The 19,127-nt window shown below is 60.4% G+C and carries 16 protein-coding genes; 5 read left to right on the top strand and 11 right to left on the bottom strand.

Annotated elements, in window-relative coordinates; genetic code table 11:
• Nucleotides 1–72: 72 nt before the first annotated feature.
• From SFUM_RS21695 to SFUM_RS09645, 8 genes are all read right to left on the bottom strand, one after another.
• Complete coding sequence (locus SFUM_RS21695; protein ID WP_011698727.1) at nucleotides 73–474, bottom strand: 3TM-type holin; 402 nt, start codon at nucleotides 472–474, stop codon at nucleotides 73–75.
• 58 nt (nucleotides 475–532) lie between these two features.
• A complete protein-coding gene (locus SFUM_RS23315; RefSeq protein ID WP_011698726.1) occupies nucleotides 533–1,090 on the bottom strand; it encodes a glycoside hydrolase family 108 protein in 558 nt (185 codons plus the stop codon).
• A gap of 185 nt (nucleotides 1,091–1,275) precedes the next feature.
• The gene (locus SFUM_RS09665; RefSeq protein ID WP_011698725.1) at nucleotides 1,276–3,336 is read right to left on the bottom strand and encodes a tetratricopeptide repeat protein; all 2,061 of its coding nucleotides are present in this window, start codon (nucleotides 3,334–3,336) and stop codon (nucleotides 1,276–1,278) included.
• Between the two features lie 784 nt (nucleotides 3,337–4,120).
• Nucleotides 4,121–5,782 carry a hybrid sensor histidine kinase/response regulator gene (locus SFUM_RS09660; protein WP_011698724.1) on the bottom strand — a complete coding sequence of 554 codons (1,662 nt, stop codon included), beginning with the start codon at nucleotides 5,780–5,782 and terminating at the stop codon, nucleotides 4,121–4,123.
• Nucleotides 5,783–6,153: 371 nt separating this feature from the next.
• Complete coding sequence (locus tag SFUM_RS23130; protein ID WP_153307210.1) at nucleotides 6,154–6,321, bottom strand: hypothetical protein; 168 nt, start codon at nucleotides 6,319–6,321, stop codon at nucleotides 6,154–6,156.
• Between the two features lie 296 nt (nucleotides 6,322–6,617).
• Entirely contained in the window at nucleotides 6,618–6,836 is a 219-nt protein-coding gene (locus tag SFUM_RS09655; RefSeq protein WP_041440241.1) for a helix-turn-helix domain-containing protein, read from the bottom strand.
• A gap of 71 nt (nucleotides 6,837–6,907) precedes the next feature.
• Entirely contained in the window at nucleotides 6,908–7,174 is a 267-nt protein-coding gene (locus SFUM_RS09650) for a hypothetical protein (RefSeq protein ID WP_041440240.1), read from the bottom strand.
• Nucleotides 7,175–7,355: 181 nt separating this feature from the next.
• The gene (locus SFUM_RS09645) at nucleotides 7,356–7,562 is read right to left on the bottom strand and encodes a helix-turn-helix domain-containing protein (protein ID WP_041440238.1); all 207 of its coding nucleotides are present in this window, start codon (nucleotides 7,560–7,562) and stop codon (nucleotides 7,356–7,358) included.
• 153 nt (nucleotides 7,563–7,715) lie between these two features.
• Between SFUM_RS09645 and SFUM_RS09640 the strand changes: the two genes are divergently transcribed.
• A complete protein-coding gene (locus tag SFUM_RS09640; protein WP_011698721.1) occupies nucleotides 7,716–8,450 on the top strand; it encodes an XRE family transcriptional regulator in 735 nt (244 codons plus the stop codon).
• Between the two features lie 3 nt (nucleotides 8,451–8,453).
• Here SFUM_RS09640 and SFUM_RS09635 read toward each other — a convergent pair whose 3' ends face one another.
• Both SFUM_RS09635 and SFUM_RS09630 read right to left on the bottom strand, forming a co-directional pair.
• Complete coding sequence (locus SFUM_RS09635) at nucleotides 8,454–9,623, bottom strand: class I SAM-dependent rRNA methyltransferase (RefSeq protein ID WP_011698720.1); 1,170 nt, start codon at nucleotides 9,621–9,623, stop codon at nucleotides 8,454–8,456.
• Between the two features lie 73 nt (nucleotides 9,624–9,696).
• The gene (locus SFUM_RS09630) at nucleotides 9,697–9,969 is read right to left on the bottom strand and encodes a hypothetical protein (RefSeq protein WP_011698719.1); all 273 of its coding nucleotides are present in this window, start codon (nucleotides 9,967–9,969) and stop codon (nucleotides 9,697–9,699) included.
• Nucleotides 9,970–10,281: 312 nt separating this feature from the next.
• On the opposite strand from SFUM_RS09630, the gene SFUM_RS09625 reads away from it, so the two are divergent.
• From SFUM_RS09625 to SFUM_RS09610, 4 genes are all read left to right on the top strand, one after another.
• Nucleotides 10,282–10,935, top strand: coding sequence for an LOG family protein (locus SFUM_RS09625; RefSeq protein ID WP_011698718.1), 654 nt, complete (start codon nucleotides 10,282–10,284; stop codon nucleotides 10,933–10,935).
• A gap of 232 nt (nucleotides 10,936–11,167) precedes the next feature.
• Nucleotides 11,168–13,777 (top strand): ATP-binding protein, encoded by a 2,610-nt coding sequence (locus tag SFUM_RS09620; protein WP_011698717.1) that lies wholly within the window; start codon nucleotides 11,168–11,170, stop codon nucleotides 13,775–13,777.
• A gap of 26 nt (nucleotides 13,778–13,803) precedes the next feature.
• On the top strand, nucleotides 13,804–14,193 hold the full coding sequence (locus SFUM_RS09615) for a response regulator (protein WP_049766462.1): 390 nt from the start codon (nucleotides 13,804–13,806) through the stop codon (nucleotides 14,191–14,193).
• A gap of 255 nt (nucleotides 14,194–14,448) precedes the next feature.
• Entirely contained in the window at nucleotides 14,449–16,203 is a 1,755-nt protein-coding gene (locus SFUM_RS09610) for an ABC transporter ATP-binding protein (RefSeq protein ID WP_011698715.1), read from the top strand.
• Nucleotides 16,204–16,324: 121 nt separating this feature from the next.
• Here SFUM_RS09610 and SFUM_RS09605 read toward each other — a convergent pair whose 3' ends face one another.
• A complete protein-coding gene (locus tag SFUM_RS09605) occupies nucleotides 16,325–18,679 on the bottom strand; it encodes a hypothetical protein (protein ID WP_011698714.1) in 2,355 nt (784 codons plus the stop codon).
• Nucleotides 18,680–19,127: the final 448 nt, after the last annotated feature.

The following is a 19,127-nucleotide window of genomic DNA, read 5'->3' as shown; positions in this document are numbered from 1 at the left end:
TCTGCGCCGCGTCCGGGCCGCGATGCGGCTCCGCCGTGCCGAGCCGCCCTTTCCCGCGGTCCACCGGGATTTCTATTTCTTCCATGTCGCAATACCCTTCTCCACGGTTCTGCCGAGGATGTATCCTCCCATGCCGAGCTTGAGCAGTTCCCACATATCCTGGGGCAGATCGAGGCGCGGCAGGGAGCACAGGGGCGAGATGATGTGGTTGTGGGCGATGATGTAGGTGAAGGTGAGCATGAGCAGCGGGCGCCAGTTGCGCTGGAGCCAGCTCGCCCCCGCGACTTCGGCGGCGACGACGGCGGCCTGGGCCTCGATTTCCTTTTCGACGAAGGAGAAGTCCTTCTCCAGCATTCGCATTTCCAGGTTGTGCTTGAGTTTGGCCGCCTGGTCCTTGTCCTCCACCACTTGGTCGATAACCCCGAACAACTGCCCGAAAAGCTTGCCGACGATCGGCACTGCACTAAGAAACATGTTGTGCTCCTTGTGATGGTTCGGTTTCAACGGTTGTAGAGCGGGGTCACCCCGCCACCTAGGCGATCGCCCGTTTGATCCATCCGGCCAGGAACCTGACTTTGCCGATTTGCAGATATCGTGCGACCGCACGGAGTTTGAGCGCGGCGAGCAGATACCGCGGCTCGGGATGGCCGTTGACCGCGGCCAGGGTGGCGTCGCCCAGCCTGCCGTCGACGACGACGACGGGCCCGTCGAGGGTTTCGCACAGGGCGGCCTGGAGCAGTCTGTGAGCGGGCGACGGACCGAGGTTCACCGCCAGGTCGAAAACCTTGGCGGCAATTTCCGTGTCGCTGATGGCGCCGTACCGATGTTGCTGCCACCAGTCCCGAAAGTAGATCTTTTCGGCATCGGCCCGGGTCAGGTTCCGGATGTCCAGCGCGGGATAGCTGCGTTTGCTGATTCCGAAGTGGGTCTCGCCGCCGGAGTCCAGTGGATCGTGGGCGTAGCCGCCTTCATGGAGGAGGGTTCTTTCGAGGGCGAACCGGAACTTGCCGTCGTTCGGATCGCGGATGGATGGTTCGGCCGCCGCGAGCGGGGCCGGTTGTGCGGGCGGCGCATTGCGTGTGGCTTGCATGATTCCCCCTGCCTCTTCTGAAGGACCCGGCCGGAAACCTTTCGAGGTCGCGCCCGGAACTTAGCAACATCGGGCGCAACCTTTCCCCGAAGCCGTTCATTCGGCTCCGGGGCGCCGTCGTTTTCCTCGTTCGGGGGCGACCTTAACAAGGGGGTTTTTCAGGTAGGGATACTTTTGTCGGGGGATTATCTGGAAAGGACCGTGAGGGCGCGAGTCGCTTCTTCGTTATCGGGGTCCAGGCGAAGGATTTCCTTGAACTGGATGCTCGCCAGGTCGCGTTTTCCCTGAACGGCCAGGAGTTTTCCAAGTGTGGCGCGGACATTGATGTTGCTGGGGGCAAGCCGGATGGCCTCTTCGAAATGCATCACCGCACGGTCCGGGTTCCTCTGCTTGACGAAGGCGGTTCCGAGGTTGGCGTGAATGTTGGCGTCATCGGGTTTCAACCGGAGTGCGGCGATGAAGTGCGGGATGGCTTCCTCGACCCGGTCCGCCATCATCAGGCAATATCCCCAGTTGTTGTGAGCGCTTGAATAACCCGGCCGGGCGGCCAGGGCTTCCCGGTAGTGCGCGATGGCCTCCTCGGTTTTTCCCTTCTGAGCCAGCAGCACGCCGAGGTTATTGTGGGCGTTGGCATAATCCGGCCGGATGGCCAGAGCTTCCCGGTATTCGGCCTCGGCTTCCTCGGTCTTCCCCTGGCGGCCTAGAACCAGGCCGAGGTTGTTGCGAAAATTCGAGGCACGGGGCTGGAGCCTCACCGCTTCCCGGTAGTGCTTCTCGGCCTCTTCGACCCTTCCCCTCCGGGCAAGCACAAGCCCCAGATTGTAGTGTGTGACGGCGTGATTCGGACTGATGGCCAGAGCCGCCCGGTAGCTCTCGATGGCCTCTTCGGGACGTCGGGCATCGTCCAAAGCGATCCCGAGCTGAAGATAGGCCCACGAGTTGTTCTCCGTCACGTTCGCGCAATGGGTGAACAGTTCGATGCCGGTGCGCCAGTGGGATATCTGGATGAAACTGAGGAACGTCAGGAAACCAAGCGTCAGGGCCGATGCCGCCGCCAGCAGTGCCGAGCGCTTTCTCCATGCTCGCGTGAAGTCCTCGACGCCCCAGGCCGTCAGGATGAACAGCCCGATGAGAGGCACGTACGTGTAGCGGTCGGCCATCGCCTGAGCGCCCACCTGCACAAGGCCGATGACCGGCACCAGCGTGCCGAGGTACCAGAACCAGCCGGTCCTGGAATATGGAGCACGATGCCCTTTCCAGGCGATGAGAAGCGTGATTTCGAGCAGCAGACCGGCTGCCGGGACCAGCAGCCACCAGGGCGGCATGCCCCGGTGAGGGTAAAAGATCGCCAGGTCCGTGGAAGCGACCATCAGGGCAATGTACTTGATGGTGGAAATGACGGCGTTTCCCAACCGATCCGCCACCGGCACGTCGGTCAGCGCTCGTTGCTGAGCGTATAAGGTCACGCCGATCGAGAGGATACTCAGCGCGAGGAACGGAAGTTTCTCGACCAGGAGGCGGCTTACGACGGCCCGGCCGGGGGCTCCGGTTTTTTCCGCTTCCGCGGTGTCGTCCCAGGGAGCTTCGGGCGTCACGGGTTTCAGAGGCGCCGCTTGCCGCCGGAGACGATTCAGGGGCCAGTAGTCGAGAAGAAGGAGCACGAACGGGAGAGTCACGAGCATGGGTTTGGCCAGAAGGCCCAGAGCGAACAAAAAGAAGGCGGTAAGGTATCGGATGATCCCCGGCTTTTCAGCGTAAAGGACGTAGGCGCCCATGGTGAGCATCCAGAATAAGGTGCTCAGGACATCCTTCCTTTCCGAAGCCCAGGCGACGGATTCCACGTGCAGCGGGTGAAGGGCGAAGAGTGCCGCAACGAAAGCGCTCCTCCAAAGCGCATGGGTCATGCGGTGGAGCACCAGGAAAAGCAGCAGGGCATTCGCTACGTGGAACAGGACGTTCATCAAATGGTGAGCGCCCGCGTTCAGGCCGAACATCTGCACGTCGAGCATATGGGAGAGCCAGGTGAGGGGGTGCCAGTTCCCCGCATCCCTGGAGGTGAACGCCCATTTCACTCCGTCCGAAGTCAAACCCCGCAGGACCTGCGGATTGGCGGTGACGTATTCGTTGTCGTCGAAGGTGATGAACTCGTGATCCTTCACCTGCCAATAAACACCGGCCGTGGAAATCGCGAGAAACAGGCAGACCAGCAGGACCTCGGCCCTGCCGTGCCGTCGCGTTCTCATCATATGGCCACCTCGGACCTTTCGGGGTCAGGCCTACAACACTCCAACGGATGGGAGGCTCACGCACGCCCTGGTAACGCGCATCAAAAATAGTATAGATATTCCATAATTGCAAGCCTGTCCCCATCGTCGCAAGCCCTGAGCGGCGTGACCGCGTTTCGATCTCCGTGTCCGTCCGCGCGATCCCGCACCGCGCCGCCAAGACGGTGCGGTCCCGCGTTTTCTGCACCGTGGGAAGGCTTTTGCTACTGTTTCCAGCCTCTTATACGGATTTGCGTTCAAAATGATACTCTAAAAGCGTGGGGACGTATCCCCCACACCCCCTCGCCGCTTCGCGGCTCCGTGTGGCGCTGCGGCGGCGGCCTTCGGCCAGTCGCCGACAGCGCCGAGCACTCGGCCTCACGCGCTTGCGCGTGTGGCCGAAACTTGGGGGGTGCGGGGGAATCATTCCCCCGCTCTTTTGTGCTTGAAAGATCCATCTTGAACGCAATTATCCATGCCCCCTGCGACACCCGCGAAGCATGAAAACAGACTCCCGAGGGAGTCTATTTTCTAGGTAACTTCGTATTACTGGATCGCCCCGGGATGTTCCGATGGAGAGGGTGAGCAGGTTGGGGAGAGAAATGGAAAAAGGGGACTGTCGGCCGGCCGGGCGGATCGGATGCCTGTGGAAAGACTGTGTTCGCAGCCTGGGCGCTTGACGTCCACAAGGATGGCCGCCCTGCCGGAGACGCCGTTTTGGCAACAAGGTTTCCGGCACGTTCGTCGAAATCGTCGTGCCGCGGGCCTAAATCCGGGCCAGCGGCCAGGTGACGCTAACGGTTGTGCCCCGGCTCGGAGCGGAAGTGATCTGAAAACGGCCTCCGGAGAGCTCGGCGCGTTCCTTCATGCTGGTGAGTCCCAGGCCCCTGGTGCTTTCGTCCTTGGAGATCATGGAATCGGGATCGAAACCGATGCCGTTGTCTTCTATGGTGAGTTGAATCCGTTCGTGCGTCTTTTCGAGGCAGACGGTCGCCTGGCTGGCCCGGCTGTATTTGGCCATGTTGTTCAGGGCTTCCTGAAGGATCCGGAAAATGACGATCTTGAGCGGTTCCGGCACATCTTCTTCTTCAATGTCGATCAGCTCTTCGATGTCGACCGCCGTGTACACCTGCCGGCACTGCCGGCAGAACCATCGCACGGTAACAACGATGCCCAGATCGTCCAGGATCGACGGCCTCAGGTCGGTCATCAGCCTGCGCGACTCGTCGATGGCGTTTTGTGTCATGTTCATGAGAGTGACGAAAGTCTCGGGATCGGTCTTGCCTTTCCTCATCTGCTCCATGGTGTTGGCGAGGCTGAACTTGATGGCGCTGAGCGCCGATCCGATGCTGTCGTGGAGCTCCCGGGCAATTCTGCGGCGTTCTTCTTCCTGCGCCTTGAGCAGCTGAGCGGAAAGAAACCGGAGCTGTCCCTTCGAGCGGTTCAAGGATTCCAGGGCCTGCACCAGCTCTTCCGTGCGTTCCTCGACCCGGCGTTCGAGCTCGTCGTTGGCTTTGCGGAGCACGTCCTGGGCCGCCTTGAGGACGCTGATGTCTCGCCACGTCGATATCCCCCCGGTGATGTTGCCCTTGTTGTCCAAAATCGGGCCGGCATTGCACATGGTCGGAATCTGCTCACCGCCCGGGTGGCCCATGATCAGCTCTTCGTCGATGATCACCGTTCCATCCCGGGTAGCCCGGACCAGGGGCAGTTCCTCCGTGTTCAGCCGGGTCCGGCCGTCCGGACCGTACAGGATCCATTGCGCCGGGTCCTTCAGATCGTTCGCGTCCCCGGGGTGATCGTACAGGCGGGTTTGCAGCTCGAGCGCATAATTGCTCACGGCGCGTATGGTCAGATCCGATGCGTCGGCAATGGCAATACCCGTCGGCACGTAGTCCATCAAGGCGTGGAGGATGCGACGCCCCTCCTCGGCCTCCGCCGCCCGGCGCTCCGCGTCCGCCCTGGCTTCCACGTGCTGGCGGGTCCGCTCCTCGACCAGCTTCTCGAGGTGCTGGCGGTACTTGGTCAGTTCTTCTTCGGCTTGCTTGCGTTCGACGGCGTAACGGATCGATCGTTCCAGGATGGGTCCGGTGAGTTGCCCTTTCACCAGGTAATCGGCCGCTCCCGATTTCATGGCCTTGAGGTCGATTTCGTAGTTTCCGTAGCCCGTGAGAAAAATGATCGGGAACCGGCATCCCCTGGCGATCGCCTCCTGGAGCAGATCCAGGCCGTTGCGGTCTCCGAGCAGATAGTCCAGGAGGCAGACGTCGTGCCGGCATTGAAGGATTGTTTCCAATGCTGCGTCGAAGGTCCGAACCCATTCGAGTTCGTACCTGGAGAACGTGACTTCCGAGAGCATGTCCCGAACGAGCACAAAGTCGTCTTCGTCGTCCTCGATCAACAGGACCCTGGTTCTGTCAACGTCCATGACCGATCCGTCCTTTCGATTGAACCGTCAACTCATCCCCGGCCGCTGAAGATGATGATTATTACCGCACATTTCACGAGCAGACAACCCATGAGTGCGCGTCGGCGAGCCGGACTGAGGCCGAGCCCTCTCATTCCGTGCCGCTCCTTTGCGGACGGCTCGGTCATGACCGCGGCCGGAGAGATGCGCAGACTTTCGCGGGAATAAACGCACCGGGGTTGAACGTTCCCGGCACTCCATGTGGGACGCGAAGCCTCGCATCGAACGGGGCACCGATGCTCTTGCGATGCCGGCGCGCCGGACGGCTGCACATCGTTCGAAAGCTCTGGATGGGAATCGAAGCGGCTGTTCGGAAAGGGATGCTGACCCCGTCAGCGTTCTCCCCCGATGAGGGTGTTGAGATCGCGGATGAGGGATTCCTTGGATTGGGAGCACTTGTCGCAGGAATCGATATGGTCCAGGAAGGCGCTGATGTTCAGGCCCTCACAGGTCTTGATGCCAAGTTGGGTCAAATCGTTTCCGCAAATCAGGCGAATCATGTGTACCCTCCGGTTGAAACGCTCGATGCGGGCATCCCGAGCCGGGCCTTGAATGTAATTGCCCGCGGCCGGTCTGCGGAAATCAGCCCGAAACGACCGTTTTCTCGGATGCCCGTAACCGAGGGGCGCGGTAAACGGCCATGGGGCTCACGTCCTTAATACTCCTTTTCGCATGGCGAATACAGGACAAAATTCCGCGGTTGCCTGGAAGGCATCGCGACCGTCGGGCGAGCGCCCCGGAGCTTCCGCCGGCGCTCACCCGATCAGTGCCCAATATCCGGTTGCCCGACGGCCGCCTACTCGCGCCGCCTGAAATCTTCGACGATGACGATCCCCTTCTCCAGCCTGATGGGCATGACACAGCTGAAAGAATCGATCCACCTGCGAGCCGTGAGCTCGCTGGCGCCGAGTTCCTCTGCGATGCGAGCGAGCGAGATGCGCTTGTGTTCCTTGAGGAGTCTTTGCAGGATCACGGCATGGTCCCGCATTCTGCCCCTGTGGCCGACCCTGGTCATGGCGTTTTCCTTCGCGCGAAGCATTGTGCCGGGCAAGGGGCGAGGCATGGCCCCGCTCGCCCCGAACCGATTCAAACCCCCGCCCCGAGGCTCTTGCTGAGCTCCCACAGGATCTGCAGGTTCACGTCTCGGAGCTCATGGCCCGCACGCTTCCTGATTTCCTCCAGAAGATGAGCCATGGGCTGGAAATCCAGCCTGACGATCAATCCGCCGTCGGGGCTGGAGCGGCGCAGGGCGAGTTTTTTTCGTCTTTCCCGGTGATAGCAGGCGGGACACAGGCCATGCCCGATGATCTTTCCTTCCCGGGCGCACGACCGACATTTTCTGACGCGTTCCATAGAGGGCTCCTTGTGCGTTGGAGGTGAAGGATGCTTCGGTTTGTTTCTGCTGTGATCATGAAACGTCACGGCGCTTATCACCAAAATAATGGTTATTCTTTTTTAATCGAACCAATTATTATGTCGTTTGAGGTTGACATGGCAACCTGACGCCTGCTAAGCTTCGTTCGGAAGGGGAAGACTAACGACGCTTTCCGAACTGCTCGGGAAAGACTCCAGTTAATTCCGATTTGATTGCGAGCGCAATTTCGGACATGATTCTCCGGCTGACCATGCGCCGGTTCACTACCAGCGAGACCGAGTTGGGCGACACTCCCAGCTTGCGCGCAATGGACCTCATGGAAACGCCTTCCCGGAGGAGGGCGATCCTGATCTCGAACGGAGACATGATTCCTCCCTATTGGATGTCCCGGGGGGGGGATTGGCCGCGATGCTATCAATAAAATATTGGTGAGTCAAATAAAATTTTTGGTCTGGAGGAGAAGCGGTTTTATGGAATAATGTGTCAATAATACAAATAGATACATATTGAGGTGGGTCTATGTCGACGGTCAAAAGCCAATTAAAATCCAAAAAAAATACCGAAATGGCGGTGAGGCTCAAAAAAATAATCCAGAATTCTGGTTTATCCCTCGCCGAGTTTGCCCGACGCACGCAGGTGTCCAAGAACACGCTGGTCAATTACCGGGATGAGGCGACTTCTCCCACCGGAACTTTCCTGGAGAAGGTGTGCCGCAATTTCTCGGTCAGCGCGTCCTGGCTCCTGCTTGGGGACGGAGGTCCGTACGACGTTTCGGGAGGCGGAAAGCGCGCCGTGGAATACACCCTCATCCCGCTGCTCAAGTCCCGGGTGTCCACGGGACCCGACGGAGAAATTCTGTTCGGAGACATTGAGGACCACTATCCATTCAAGCTCTGGTGGTTGGAGAAGCTGGTGGGGGAGGGAGAGCGGAGACAGAAAGGGCTTTTCCTGATCCGGGTGCAGGGGGACGCCATGCTTCCGACGGTCAATCAGGGGGATGTGGCGCTGGTGGACAGCGACGAGGCGGAGCGAATGCGGGTGCTCTCCGGTCGCATCTACCTGGTGGTTCTGCCGGACGGCGCCACGGCCTTCAGGCGACTGGCGCTGAGCGGGGGCCGGGATTGTCCGCGGCTGGTCTGCCTCTCGGACAACACGGCGGCCTTTCGCCCCTTCGAGTTTGCGCTCGACCCGGGCAAGCCGCTCAGGAATCACATACTGGGCCGCATACGGTGGGTCGGCAGGGAGTTTGAATAGGAGTCAGACGACTTCCAGGAACCAGCATTTGAGGTAGCGGGTTTCGGGCATGGCGAGCAGGACCGGGTGGTCCGGCGCCTGGCCGCGCGATTCCATGAGCCGCAGCTGTCTGCCGCCGGCCCGCGCTGCCTGCAGCAGAGCTCGGGCGAAGAGCTCCTCGCTCATGTGGTAGGAGCACGAGCAGGTGACCAGCAGGCCCCCCGGGGCAAGGGCGAGGAGCGCCCGACGGTTCAAATCGGTGTATCCTTTCTGAGCCTCCGGCAGGGCGCTCTTGGTTTTCGCGAAGGCCGGAGGATCGAGGACGATGACGTCGAAGTCGCCTTTCCTCAGGGTTCTAAGGTATTGAAGGGCCTCCGAGCGGATGAATTCACACCGGTCGGCCACGTTGTTTGCCGCCGCATTGGAACGCGCCTGGTCGACGGCTTCTGCGGATGCGTCGACCCCAACCACTCGGGAGGCACCTCCGCGGGCGGCGGCGAGTCCCCAGGCACCGGTATAGCAAAACAGGTCCAGAACGCGCTTGCCTCCGATCCAGCGGAGCAGGGCGCGGCGATTGTCCCTCTGGTCGAGAAACAGGCCGGTCTTCTGGCCTCCCAGGGGGTCTACCCGGAGCTCGAGACCGTCAATGTTCACCCGGATGTCTTCCGGGAGCTCGCCGAACGCGAGCCCCTTCTCCAGCGGGAGGCCTTCGAGCCTGCGCACCGACGTATCGTTTCGGCAGACGATGGCTGCCGGCCGGAAGAGTTCCACCATAAGCTCCTGGATCAGCGATTGCATGCGGGCCATCCCCAGGGTGGTGACCTGGATGACGAGCACGTCGCCATAACGGTCCACGATCAGGCCCGGGATGCCGTCCGATTCCCCGAAGACGACGCGGTGGCAGGTGGACCCCGGATAGTAAAGCAGGGTGCGTTTTTCCTCGGCTCTGCGCAGCAGCTCGGAGAAGAACTCCCGGGTCGGTTCCTGACCCGGGCCGGTCACCAGCCGCACTGCAATGAGCGATCGGGGATTGATGTAACCGCGGCCGAGCGGGACTCTTTTCGATGAGAACACTTCGACCCAACTCCCCGGTTCAAAGTCGGGGAGCCGTCCGTCAATCTCGTTGTTGAACACCCAGCGATGTCCCTGGAGGATTCGCTTCTCACGTCCGGGGAGCAAGAAAAGAGGCTGCATTGTGTGTCCTTCACGGCGCAAACAAAAAGAGCGCCCCGCAAGGCGCTCGAATGAACGGTTCTTCCGCCCGGTCTCATGGATTGCCGTCGGTTCTCACGGATTCCAGAAGGATATGGTAGTCTTCATACATATCGGCGGAGCTTTCAATGACCTCGTAGAGATCGTCGAGGTCCATGCCGATGACCGCATCCTTGTCCGGGGACTCTTCCTTCAACTCGATCCAAATCCAGTCGAGCAGCATCTCCTCGGAATCGCCGTAGCCTTCTTCCCGTTTGTCGAGGGACCCGTCTTTCACTTTCTGAGTCACCTTTTTCAAGGCCGCCTTAACGAAATCCTTCATTTCCATAAGCACCAGCCTCCATTATGAATTAAGAGCCCCACCGGGTCTATTCGGAGGGTCTCGAATGAGAAGGCACTGATCGCGACGTGCCGAGAACAATTCATAGCGCTAAATAGCTTATTTCGCATAGCGATTCAATCCATTTGTCCAAATATTTCGCCATGGCGCTCCCATGATCCGATTCAGGGCCCAAAAGCCTCCATAGTCCTTGATTTCCCGCTCTACTCTTCCTAATATAGAACCCCCCGGCTCAGATTCATCGGAACCATTCATCGTGTAACCGTTCGTAGCGCAGTGATGGTGAAAAGGACGAGACCCATGCCAGAAAAACAATATCTCATCGATGCCATAACCGTTCATGATTCGTGGCGCCTGTTCAAGATCCTTGCGGAATTCGTGGACGGTTTCGAATCCCTGGCGGATCTCTACCCGGCCGTATCCATCTTCGGTTCGGCCAGGGTCAGGCCGGGCGACGAAATATACGAACGGACCGTGACCATCGCCCGCAAGCTCGCCCAGAGCGGTTTCCACGTCATCACGGGGGGCGGTCCGGGCATCATGGAAGCCGGCAACAAGGGGGCGAAGGAGGGAGGGGCAAAGTCCGTGGGCCTTAACATCGAGCTGCCGCTCGAACAGGAACCGAACCCTTTCGCCACCACCCGGCTCTTCTTTCAGTATTTTTTCGTGCGCAAAGTGATGTTCGTCAAGTATGCCCAGGCCTACATCGGGATGCCCGGCGGGTTCGGCACCCTGGATGAAATCTTCGAGGCCCTGACTCTGATTCAGACCAAGCGCATCAAGCCGTTTCCCGTCATTCTGGTGGGCCGGGACCACTGGTCCGGGATCATGGACTGGATACGCAACGTCTTGCTGTCGGGCAAATATATTTCGCGCGAAGACCTGGACCTGGTGACCGTGCTGGACGATCCCGATGAAGTGGTCTACACGATCAAGCGGTATGTGATCGTATGATCTCGACGTGCACCGGCAACCCGTCTTTGCGCCGATAAACGGGTCGACCCATCAGGAAACGGGGCGCCGCAGGGGCTGCTTCCCCGGTCTTTTCTTCTCCTGTGCCCCAGGACAAGCAGTCGTTCAAATTTTCCCACAGCGTTCAGTCATTGCCTGGATTCCCCAATCGGCGCAGCCGTGCGGTCGGGATCGAGTTCTCTATGATCGGCCGGTCCGGTGAGGGCAGAACCAAATGGCGACTTCGCCCGAATTCATGATACCTCGGGGTAGGTTTTGGCAGAGCATCCGGGGCAAACTTGTTCTCCTTCTCCTGGTTCTGCTCATCCCGACCGTGCTCGTTCAAGCCTATTCATTCCATGACCAACTCAAGGCAAGCCGTGCACGCGAGTTGCAGGCCAACCTCGAGCTTGCCCGCGCAGTGGCGAAGACGTTCGAATCGTTCGTGCAGGACGTCCTCCATCAAGAGCTGGCGCTCGGGCTTGCGATCACTTCTTCCCGGCCCATGGTCCCGACGGACATCACGCGGCTTCTGGAAAAAAGCCAGCAGGGCTACGCGGCCGTGCGCGATTTCTCCTGGGTGGAACCGGACGGCGTCTTCCGTCATTCGAGCAACTCCGCCATGTTGGGGAGAAACAACAGGGATCGGGCCTATTTTCGCGATATTCTGAGCGGGCGGCAATGGACGGTTGGCGAACTGGTCAAGGCAAGGACGACCGGCAAACCGGTCTTTGGCATTTCTAGGGGCATTCGCGACGAAAGCGGCGTTCTGCTCGGCGTCGTGGTCGCCACGGTCAGCCCCGAGCAGCTGGACTCGGTGCTCTCGGTCGAGAGAGGCAAGGGCGGAGGTCTTGCACTGGTCGACCACAAGGGCATGCTGGTCTATCGATATCCGGCCATAGACGTCTCGTGGGAAGAGCGCGAATGGCTCAGGCAGTATCCGGAGTACGTGGAGGTGTTCAAAGGCAAAGAAATCACCGCGTCGGTATACGCGGATTATGAAAAGAGGAGACGCCTGGTCGGCTTCACCCCGATTTCATCCATAGGCTGGGCGGCCACCGCCGGGCGCACGGAAGAGGTTGCCATTGCGGCGATCACCTCCACTCTTCTGACTCAGACGGTCATCTTCCTGGTCATCAACCTGGCGGCGTTCGGCGTCGCCCTTCTTTTGTCCCGTTCCATTTCCATCCCGGTAAAGCGGCTTCGTGACCACGCCCTGGCCATCGGGCGCGGACAGGGGGGCGAGCCCGCGCCGGCCGTCGGCCCCGCCGAGCTCGGGGAGCTCGCCGATTCGTTCAACAGGATGGCCGAGACGTTGCGGTCCAGGGAAACGAGCCTGCTCGAGGCACAACGACGCCTGACGGCCATCATGGACAGCATCGCCGACGGCTTCTACACCCTGGACCGGGAATGGCGGTTCACGCACATCAACGATGCCGCCCTCGCCTATTTTGGAAAGACGAGGGAGGAGGTGGCCGGGCGTTCCATCCTGGACGTATTCCCAGGAGTCGCGGGCAGTGTTTTCGAGGCCGCGTACCGGCGTGCCCTGGAAACGGGGGAATCCCAGTACCTGGAAGCCGCGTCGGTGGTCACGGGCCGGATGATCGAGATCTTCGTCTATCCCGGTCCCGAACATTTGACCGCCCTGTTCCGGGACATCTCGGAGCGCAAGTGGATGGAGGAGGAGTTGCGCCGGTCGCGTGACGAGCTCGAGCGGCGGGTTCTGGAGCGGACGGCGGAGCTGGTGAACGCCAATAAGCAGCTGGGAGAGAAGGCGGCTTTGCTCGATCTGGCCCACGACGCCATCCTGGTTCGAGATGCGGATGAGAAAGTCGTCTTCTGGAACCGGGGGGCCGAGGAGACCTACGGCTGGAGTGAAAGCGAGGCACTGGGCAAGCCGGTGCGCGAGCTTCTTGGAACCCGGTTTCCGCTCCCCTGGGAGCAAATAAAGGCCACGCTCCTGAAGGAAAACGGATGGGAAGGCGAACTGGTTCACACCGCCGAGGATGGAAGACGTGTCGTGGTGAATAGTCGCTGGGCTCTGCAAAGAGATGGTTCGGGTCAGCCGGTGGGGATCCTCGAAATCAATCGCGACATCACCGGCAGGAAGAAAGCCGAGGATGAGCTCAAAGCGTATGCGGAGCGCCTCGCGCTGATCAACCAGGAACTGGAGGAATTCGCTTTCGTGGCTTCACACGACCTCCAGGAGCCATTGCGCAAGATCAAGACCTACGGCGACCTGCTCCAGAAACGGTGTGCGCCGTGCCTGGACGATGCCGGACTGGGTTTTCTCGAAAGAATGCTCCGTTCGGCCGATCGGATGCGCCGCCTTCTCAACGACTTGCTCCAGTATTCGAGAGTAGCGGCGAAACAAGAGCCGTTCAAGGAGATTCAGCTCGGAGAAGTGGTGCGGGAAGCGGCGAATGTATTTGAGCAGCGGGCGGGCGGGTTGATCGAAATCCGGAAATTGCCCACCATCGAAGCCGATGAATCCCAAATGCTGCGGCTCTTTCAAAACCTCATCGGCAACGCGCTGAAATTTTGCGGCGCGGCAAGCCCTCAAGTCAAAATTTCGGCAAAGTGCGACCACAAAGGGGGGTGTGAAATTCACGTGGAGGACAACGGCATCGGGTTCGAGCAACACTATGCGGAACGGATTTTCAAGCCTTTTCAGCGACTGCACGGCCGCGACGAGTACGAAGGGACTGGGATGGGGCTCGCCATATGCCGCAAAATCGTCGAGCGGCACGGGGGAAATATCCGGGTCGAGAGCGAGCCCGGGAAAGGCTCCACGTTCATTATCAGACTGCCCGTGAGACAGCACGGGCCGGAGGAAAGACATTGAGAGGAAAAGATGGTCCGGCGGTGTTGATGGCCGATGACGATGTCGAGGACTGCATGCTGGCGACCGAGGCCTTCGAAGCCAGCGGAGCGGCGGGTGCCTTCTCGTGTGTCAAGGACGGGATCGAGCTTATGGAGTACCTTTCGGAGCGCGTGCGATCCGTAGCGGAAGAACTGCCCGGGCTGATCCTGCTCGACCTCAATATGCCTCGCAAGGACGGCCGCGAGGCGCTCGTGGAAATCAAGGCCGAACCGGCCCTGAAGCATATCCCCATCGTCATCCTGACCACTTCCCGGGAAGGCCGTGACATGACCTTTACCAGGGAGGCGGGAGCGAACTCGTTCATCACCAAACCGGACACTTTCGACGAATGGGTCCAAATCATGAAGTCATTGGCTCAGCGTTGGCTTGCAGAGTAAGGTGGCGTGCCCGCCCGTTTCATCGCCCCGGAGTTCCGGGGGCAAGCGCCTGTTCCGAAGTACGGGTGAATGTTTCCTCCGGTGTCCGCTCCGGGGAGACCGCCTGATCCGAAGAAGATGCAGGAGGGAGCCGGCCTCGTTGCGCCCAATCCCCGCTGCGAATGCGAACGGCCTGAAGTGTTGTTGAACGGGCGACAGGCCGATTGACGGGGAGTCGATCGTCGCTGTGATTCCCCACGGGGGTGAGGAAGCAAAATGAGACGAGAAATTCTGAGATACCTGTGGCCCTACCGTATTCCTTTCACCATGGCGCTGTTCCAGGTCATTCTGATCAGCGCGTTCGAGATTCTCAAGCCATGGCCTCTGAAGGTGGTCATCGACAACGTGCTGAGCGGGAAGCCTCTGGCGTGGTCATTTGCGGCGACCTTCGACAACGAGACGATCCTGGTCCTCTCCTGCATCGGTCTTGTGCTGATCTACCTGCTCCTGGGCGGCCTGAGCATTCTCAACAACTACACCACCATCAGGATCGGGCAGCGCATGGTGAACGATTTCAGGAGCGATCTATACAGCCACCTCCAGCGCCTGTCTCTGGCGTTTCACAGCAGGAGCCGGGTGGGCGATCTGCTCTACCGCATCACCTCGGACACCTACTCGATCCAGGCCATCACGATGAACGGCGTTTTCCCCGTCGTGACCGCCACCGCTTTTCTCGTCATGATGTTCCTCGTCATGATAAGGCTCGACTGGCTGCTGACTCTGCTGGCGCTCGCCATCTGTCCCGCGCTGGTCATCACCATCTCTCTCATGAGCCGAAAGATCACCGAAGCGGCGACCTATTTCAGGGAACGGGAAAGTGAAGTCTTTTCCGTGGTGCAGAGGGCCATGTCCGCCATACGGATCATCCAGGCCTTCACGAAGGAGGAGGAGGAGCACAGGAAATTCATGAGGGCCAGTGTCGCAAGTCTCGGGGCCAGTCTGCGCCTCTTCACGCTCGAAAATTTCTATTCCGGGGTCGTGAACGGCGTAATGGCCCTCGGCACGGCGTTGGTCTTGTACATCGGGGCCAGGCATGTACTTTCCGGCAGCCTCAGCGTCGGAGAAATCGTCGTCTTCACGGCGTATCTCGCCTCCCTCTATGCCCCGATCAACACGCTCAGCCAGACCTGGGGGGTCATTCAAACGGCCAAGGTCGGAGTCAGGCGCGTGTTCGAAATCCTGGATGTCGAAAGGGACCTGAAGGACGGCAGCCGCGTTTTCCCCGAAAAGGGGGCGAGAGGGGAGATCCTCGTGGAAGGGGTGTCTTTTCGGTATGTCGCCGACCAGCCCGTTTTGAAGAACATCTCCGTACGCATCGAACCGGGGCAGAAAGTGGCCATCGTCGGGCCCACGGGAGTCGGGAAATCGACCCTGGTGAGCCTCGTCCCCCGCTTCTACGACCCGGTGGAAGGCCGGGTCCTGATCGACGGAATCGATGTCCGGGAGTATCAGCTCAAGTCGTTGCGAAATCAAATTTCCATGGTGCTACAACCGCCCCTGGTCTTTCCCGTCAGCGTCAGGGAAAACATCGCCTACGGGCGCCCCGAGGCAAGCGAGGATGAGATCGTTTCCGCCGCGCGCCTCGCCCGGATCCACGATTCCATCATGAAGCTGTCGAAAGGGTATGACACCCTGATAGGGGAACAGGGCGCGACCCTGTCCGAGGGGGAGAGGCAGAGAATCACCATAGCCCGCGCAATCCTGCGGGATTCCCCCATATTGATTCTCGACGAGCCGACATCGTCGGTGGACGCGGAAACGGAAGCGGCCATCATGGAAGGGTTGAACCGGCTCATGGTGGGGCGCACCACTTTCATCATCGCGCATCGCCTGTCCACGGTGAGGGCCGCGGACAAGATCCTGGTGCTCCGGTCGGGGGAAATCGTGGAGCAGGGGAGCTTCAACGAACTGGTGCGCGCCAACGGCTTCTTCGCGTCCCTGTATCGAACGCAGTTCGGACTCGAAGAGTGAAGATTGCGAGGATTCGGATTGTCGCCCGGACGCGGGGGCCCGGGGCGTGACGCCCATCCTCCGGAGTCCCCGTTGCGAGGGCCTCCGGAGGACGAGGTGAAAGTCGCTTCAACCGGTCCCGTCAAGGAGCCTTGGCTGGCGCAGGAGCCGGAGCGGGCGCGGGAGCCGGAGCGGGCGCGGGGGCAGGTGCGGGAGCCGGAGCGGGCGCGGGGGCAGGTGCGGGAGCGGGTGCTGCCGCCGGCGGGGCGGCCGGAGCAGGTGCCGGCGCAGGTGGAGCGGGTGTTTGAGTGGTAGCCTGCTTGGCGCTCATCGCTTTCAACCACTCGCTCACATACCCTTTCTGCACCAAGAACAACGCCGCGACTGCAAGCACGGCCAGGAAGATGTAGAATTTCCAGGGCCTTTGCTTCTCGGCGAACGGGTCCACGAGCGAATACTGCGCCCCTTCGGGAAGCCGCGCAAGGGCGGTGAGCGTTTTTCCGAAGGGAATGTTAATGGTGGCTCGCGTGTTCACGGCCCACCCGTTGGCGTCGAGAATGGGCGCAAGGTTGCGTTTGCGAAGCTTGAAGTAGGCCATGATCATCGACGGCCCTGAAATGAGAAGCATCAAGCCGGCAATGGCCATGGGCATCTGCCACCAGCTGAGGCTGAGGAATCCCGTGAGGACCGAGGCGATGGCCGTGCCGATGGCGCCGATGGCAAGGCCGATGGCCGCGAAGATCCCCGCGAACTTCCCCACGTCGAACGGCGCTTCGGCGGGCGGCTTGCCGGCCTCGGCCGCTGTGGCCGCGCCGGAAACATGCGTCGCGGCCGATTCCTTGAGCTTCTTGTCCTGGGCGCCCGCCATTTTTTCGATCTGTTCGTGGATCATTTTGGCGATCTGTCGATAGGGACTCCAGAACGCCTCCCGAATACTGATCGGGTGTTCGATGAGCTTGACGATGGTGGCGTCCCAGTCGTTGCCCTTGCGGTCGTAGAACACGCCGTTGCGCCCCACCATGAGGTTGCCTGCGTCTCCATCCGTCAACGCGGCGGCAATGTTCATTTTCTGCGCATCCCCGTTGCGCCTGCACTCGCAGTAGGCGATGTAGGTCTGGCTCAAATTGGCCATGGCGCTGTGCTTTGCAACGTCATCCACCTTGATGCACAGATCGCTGCTGCGGCCGTCTATGTAGAGGCTGCCCGTCTGGAAAATGGCCTTGGTCCCCGGGGAATAGAAATCCTGGAACGACGCGAAGTTGTTGAGGAGCGTGAAAAGATCGCGATGATACCGGACCAGCCTGTCGACGGATGCAATGGCATCGGCTTCCTGTTCCAGGGCGTTGTCCTTGTCGACGAGGGCGGTGAGGGATCCTTTCAGGTCGCCGCCCAGGATCTCCCGAACCCGGTCCAGGCCCAGTTTCTCCACGGCCTCCCCTTTCCTGGCGTCATACCAGGCTTCGTAAGCCGCGAACTTCGCGCTGATGAGCGCCCATTGGCCGGGCTCAAGGGCCGCCTTTTCACCGAACATCGGAGTCACGACGGCCGCTCGGAGCTTGGAGAGCCGATCGGCCCACGCCGGATTGACGCCGTCGCCCAGGGGCAGGGGCTTGCCGACCCCTATGGTCGCCAGCGGAAGCGCGGCGATCTCCTCGGCGGCGGCCGAGAGGTCCTTGCGGGCCAGTGCCTGGTATTCCTCCGGTGAAGGGTTGAGCGGCCCGGCCGCTCCCGCGTCGAATTCGGCCAGGCGGCAACGCGTGAAGTAATCGTCCACCTTGGTCCTCACGGCCTTGAAGACTTCCGCCGCATCGCCCGTTGCGTCGCCGAACGCCAGAATGTTGGCCGCATCCTCTTCGGCCGTGCGCCACCAGTCGGAATAGTCCTGCAGTTCCCCGTAAAAGCTGTCGATCTTTTCCTGGGTGATTCCGGGTTCTCCGCTGCGGTCCGGCTCCGACCCGAAACACTCCATGATGTCCGTGATGACGTTCCTGAGCCTGTCGTCGTCGGTGCAATCCAATGGAACGATACCGTCTCCGTTGAACTTCGTATGGGCGAAGATGGCGACCGTGTCCGTGGTGTCCTCGACGGTCAGGAAGGTGGCATCCGGCTTGCCGAGATTGATGAGGATTTGCTTTGCCGAAGCCAGGAGCCGGGCGCCTTCCGGGGTGTTCTCATCGATGGCCGCCAGGGGGAGAACCTCGGCGCGTCGGGTCAGATCGTCGGGATTCTTCAGGACGGACTCGATCCATTTGACGGCGGCGAGGATCTCGGGGACCCTGATGCGCCCGTCCCCATCGCTGTCGATGAGTTCGAGGGTCTTGGGGTCCAGTTCGAGCCCATGGGTGGGACAGCTCAGGCTCGCCCACAGTTTCTGATCGAGCTGGTCGAGGGAACGCAGGTCCGCGCCCGTTTCCAGTCGGACCTGGTCGAAGCCCCCCACCCGTGCAAACCGCCATCTGTGCGGTGCGGATGACTTTTCATTCTTTTCGGCATCCATGCGCGAATCTCCTTTGTTCCATATGGTCGGTCATTTTTCGGAAAAGGACAGGTGCCGTTCAAGGATCACCGTGGAAACCGGCTTGAGTGGCTATGACTGAAAACCCTGAGGGAAGCGTCACGCGATCCCGTCACAATTTAATACACAACTATCGCGCAGTCTTTTCGATGTCAATTCAAATTGTACGTCGGGATTGCACTTTGGCTGTCGATTGATAACAATGAAGAACTGTTTCCGCCGGCGGATGCTGGGGGCAGGAGGGGGGCAGGGCTGCAATGCTTGGGATGGTTTCGCGGGACCCTGGTGAACCAGACCGCAGTAATTGGCTGAAAAGGATGGAATAACGTTCGTTCGCGCCGATCGCGCCAATTCATCGCATCCGCCTTTCCACGCCGCGCCGATGTCGGTGAGTGTTGTTCGTGCCGGAAGAGCCGCCGTGAAACGGACG

This window comes from Syntrophobacter fumaroxidans MPOB (assembly GCF_000014965.1).
GTDB lineage: Bacteria > Desulfobacterota > Syntrophobacteria > Syntrophobacterales > Syntrophobacteraceae > Syntrophobacter > Syntrophobacter fumaroxidans.
Note: the sequence above shows the minus strand (reverse complement) of the source record. Positions and strands in the feature narration are given on the sequence as shown.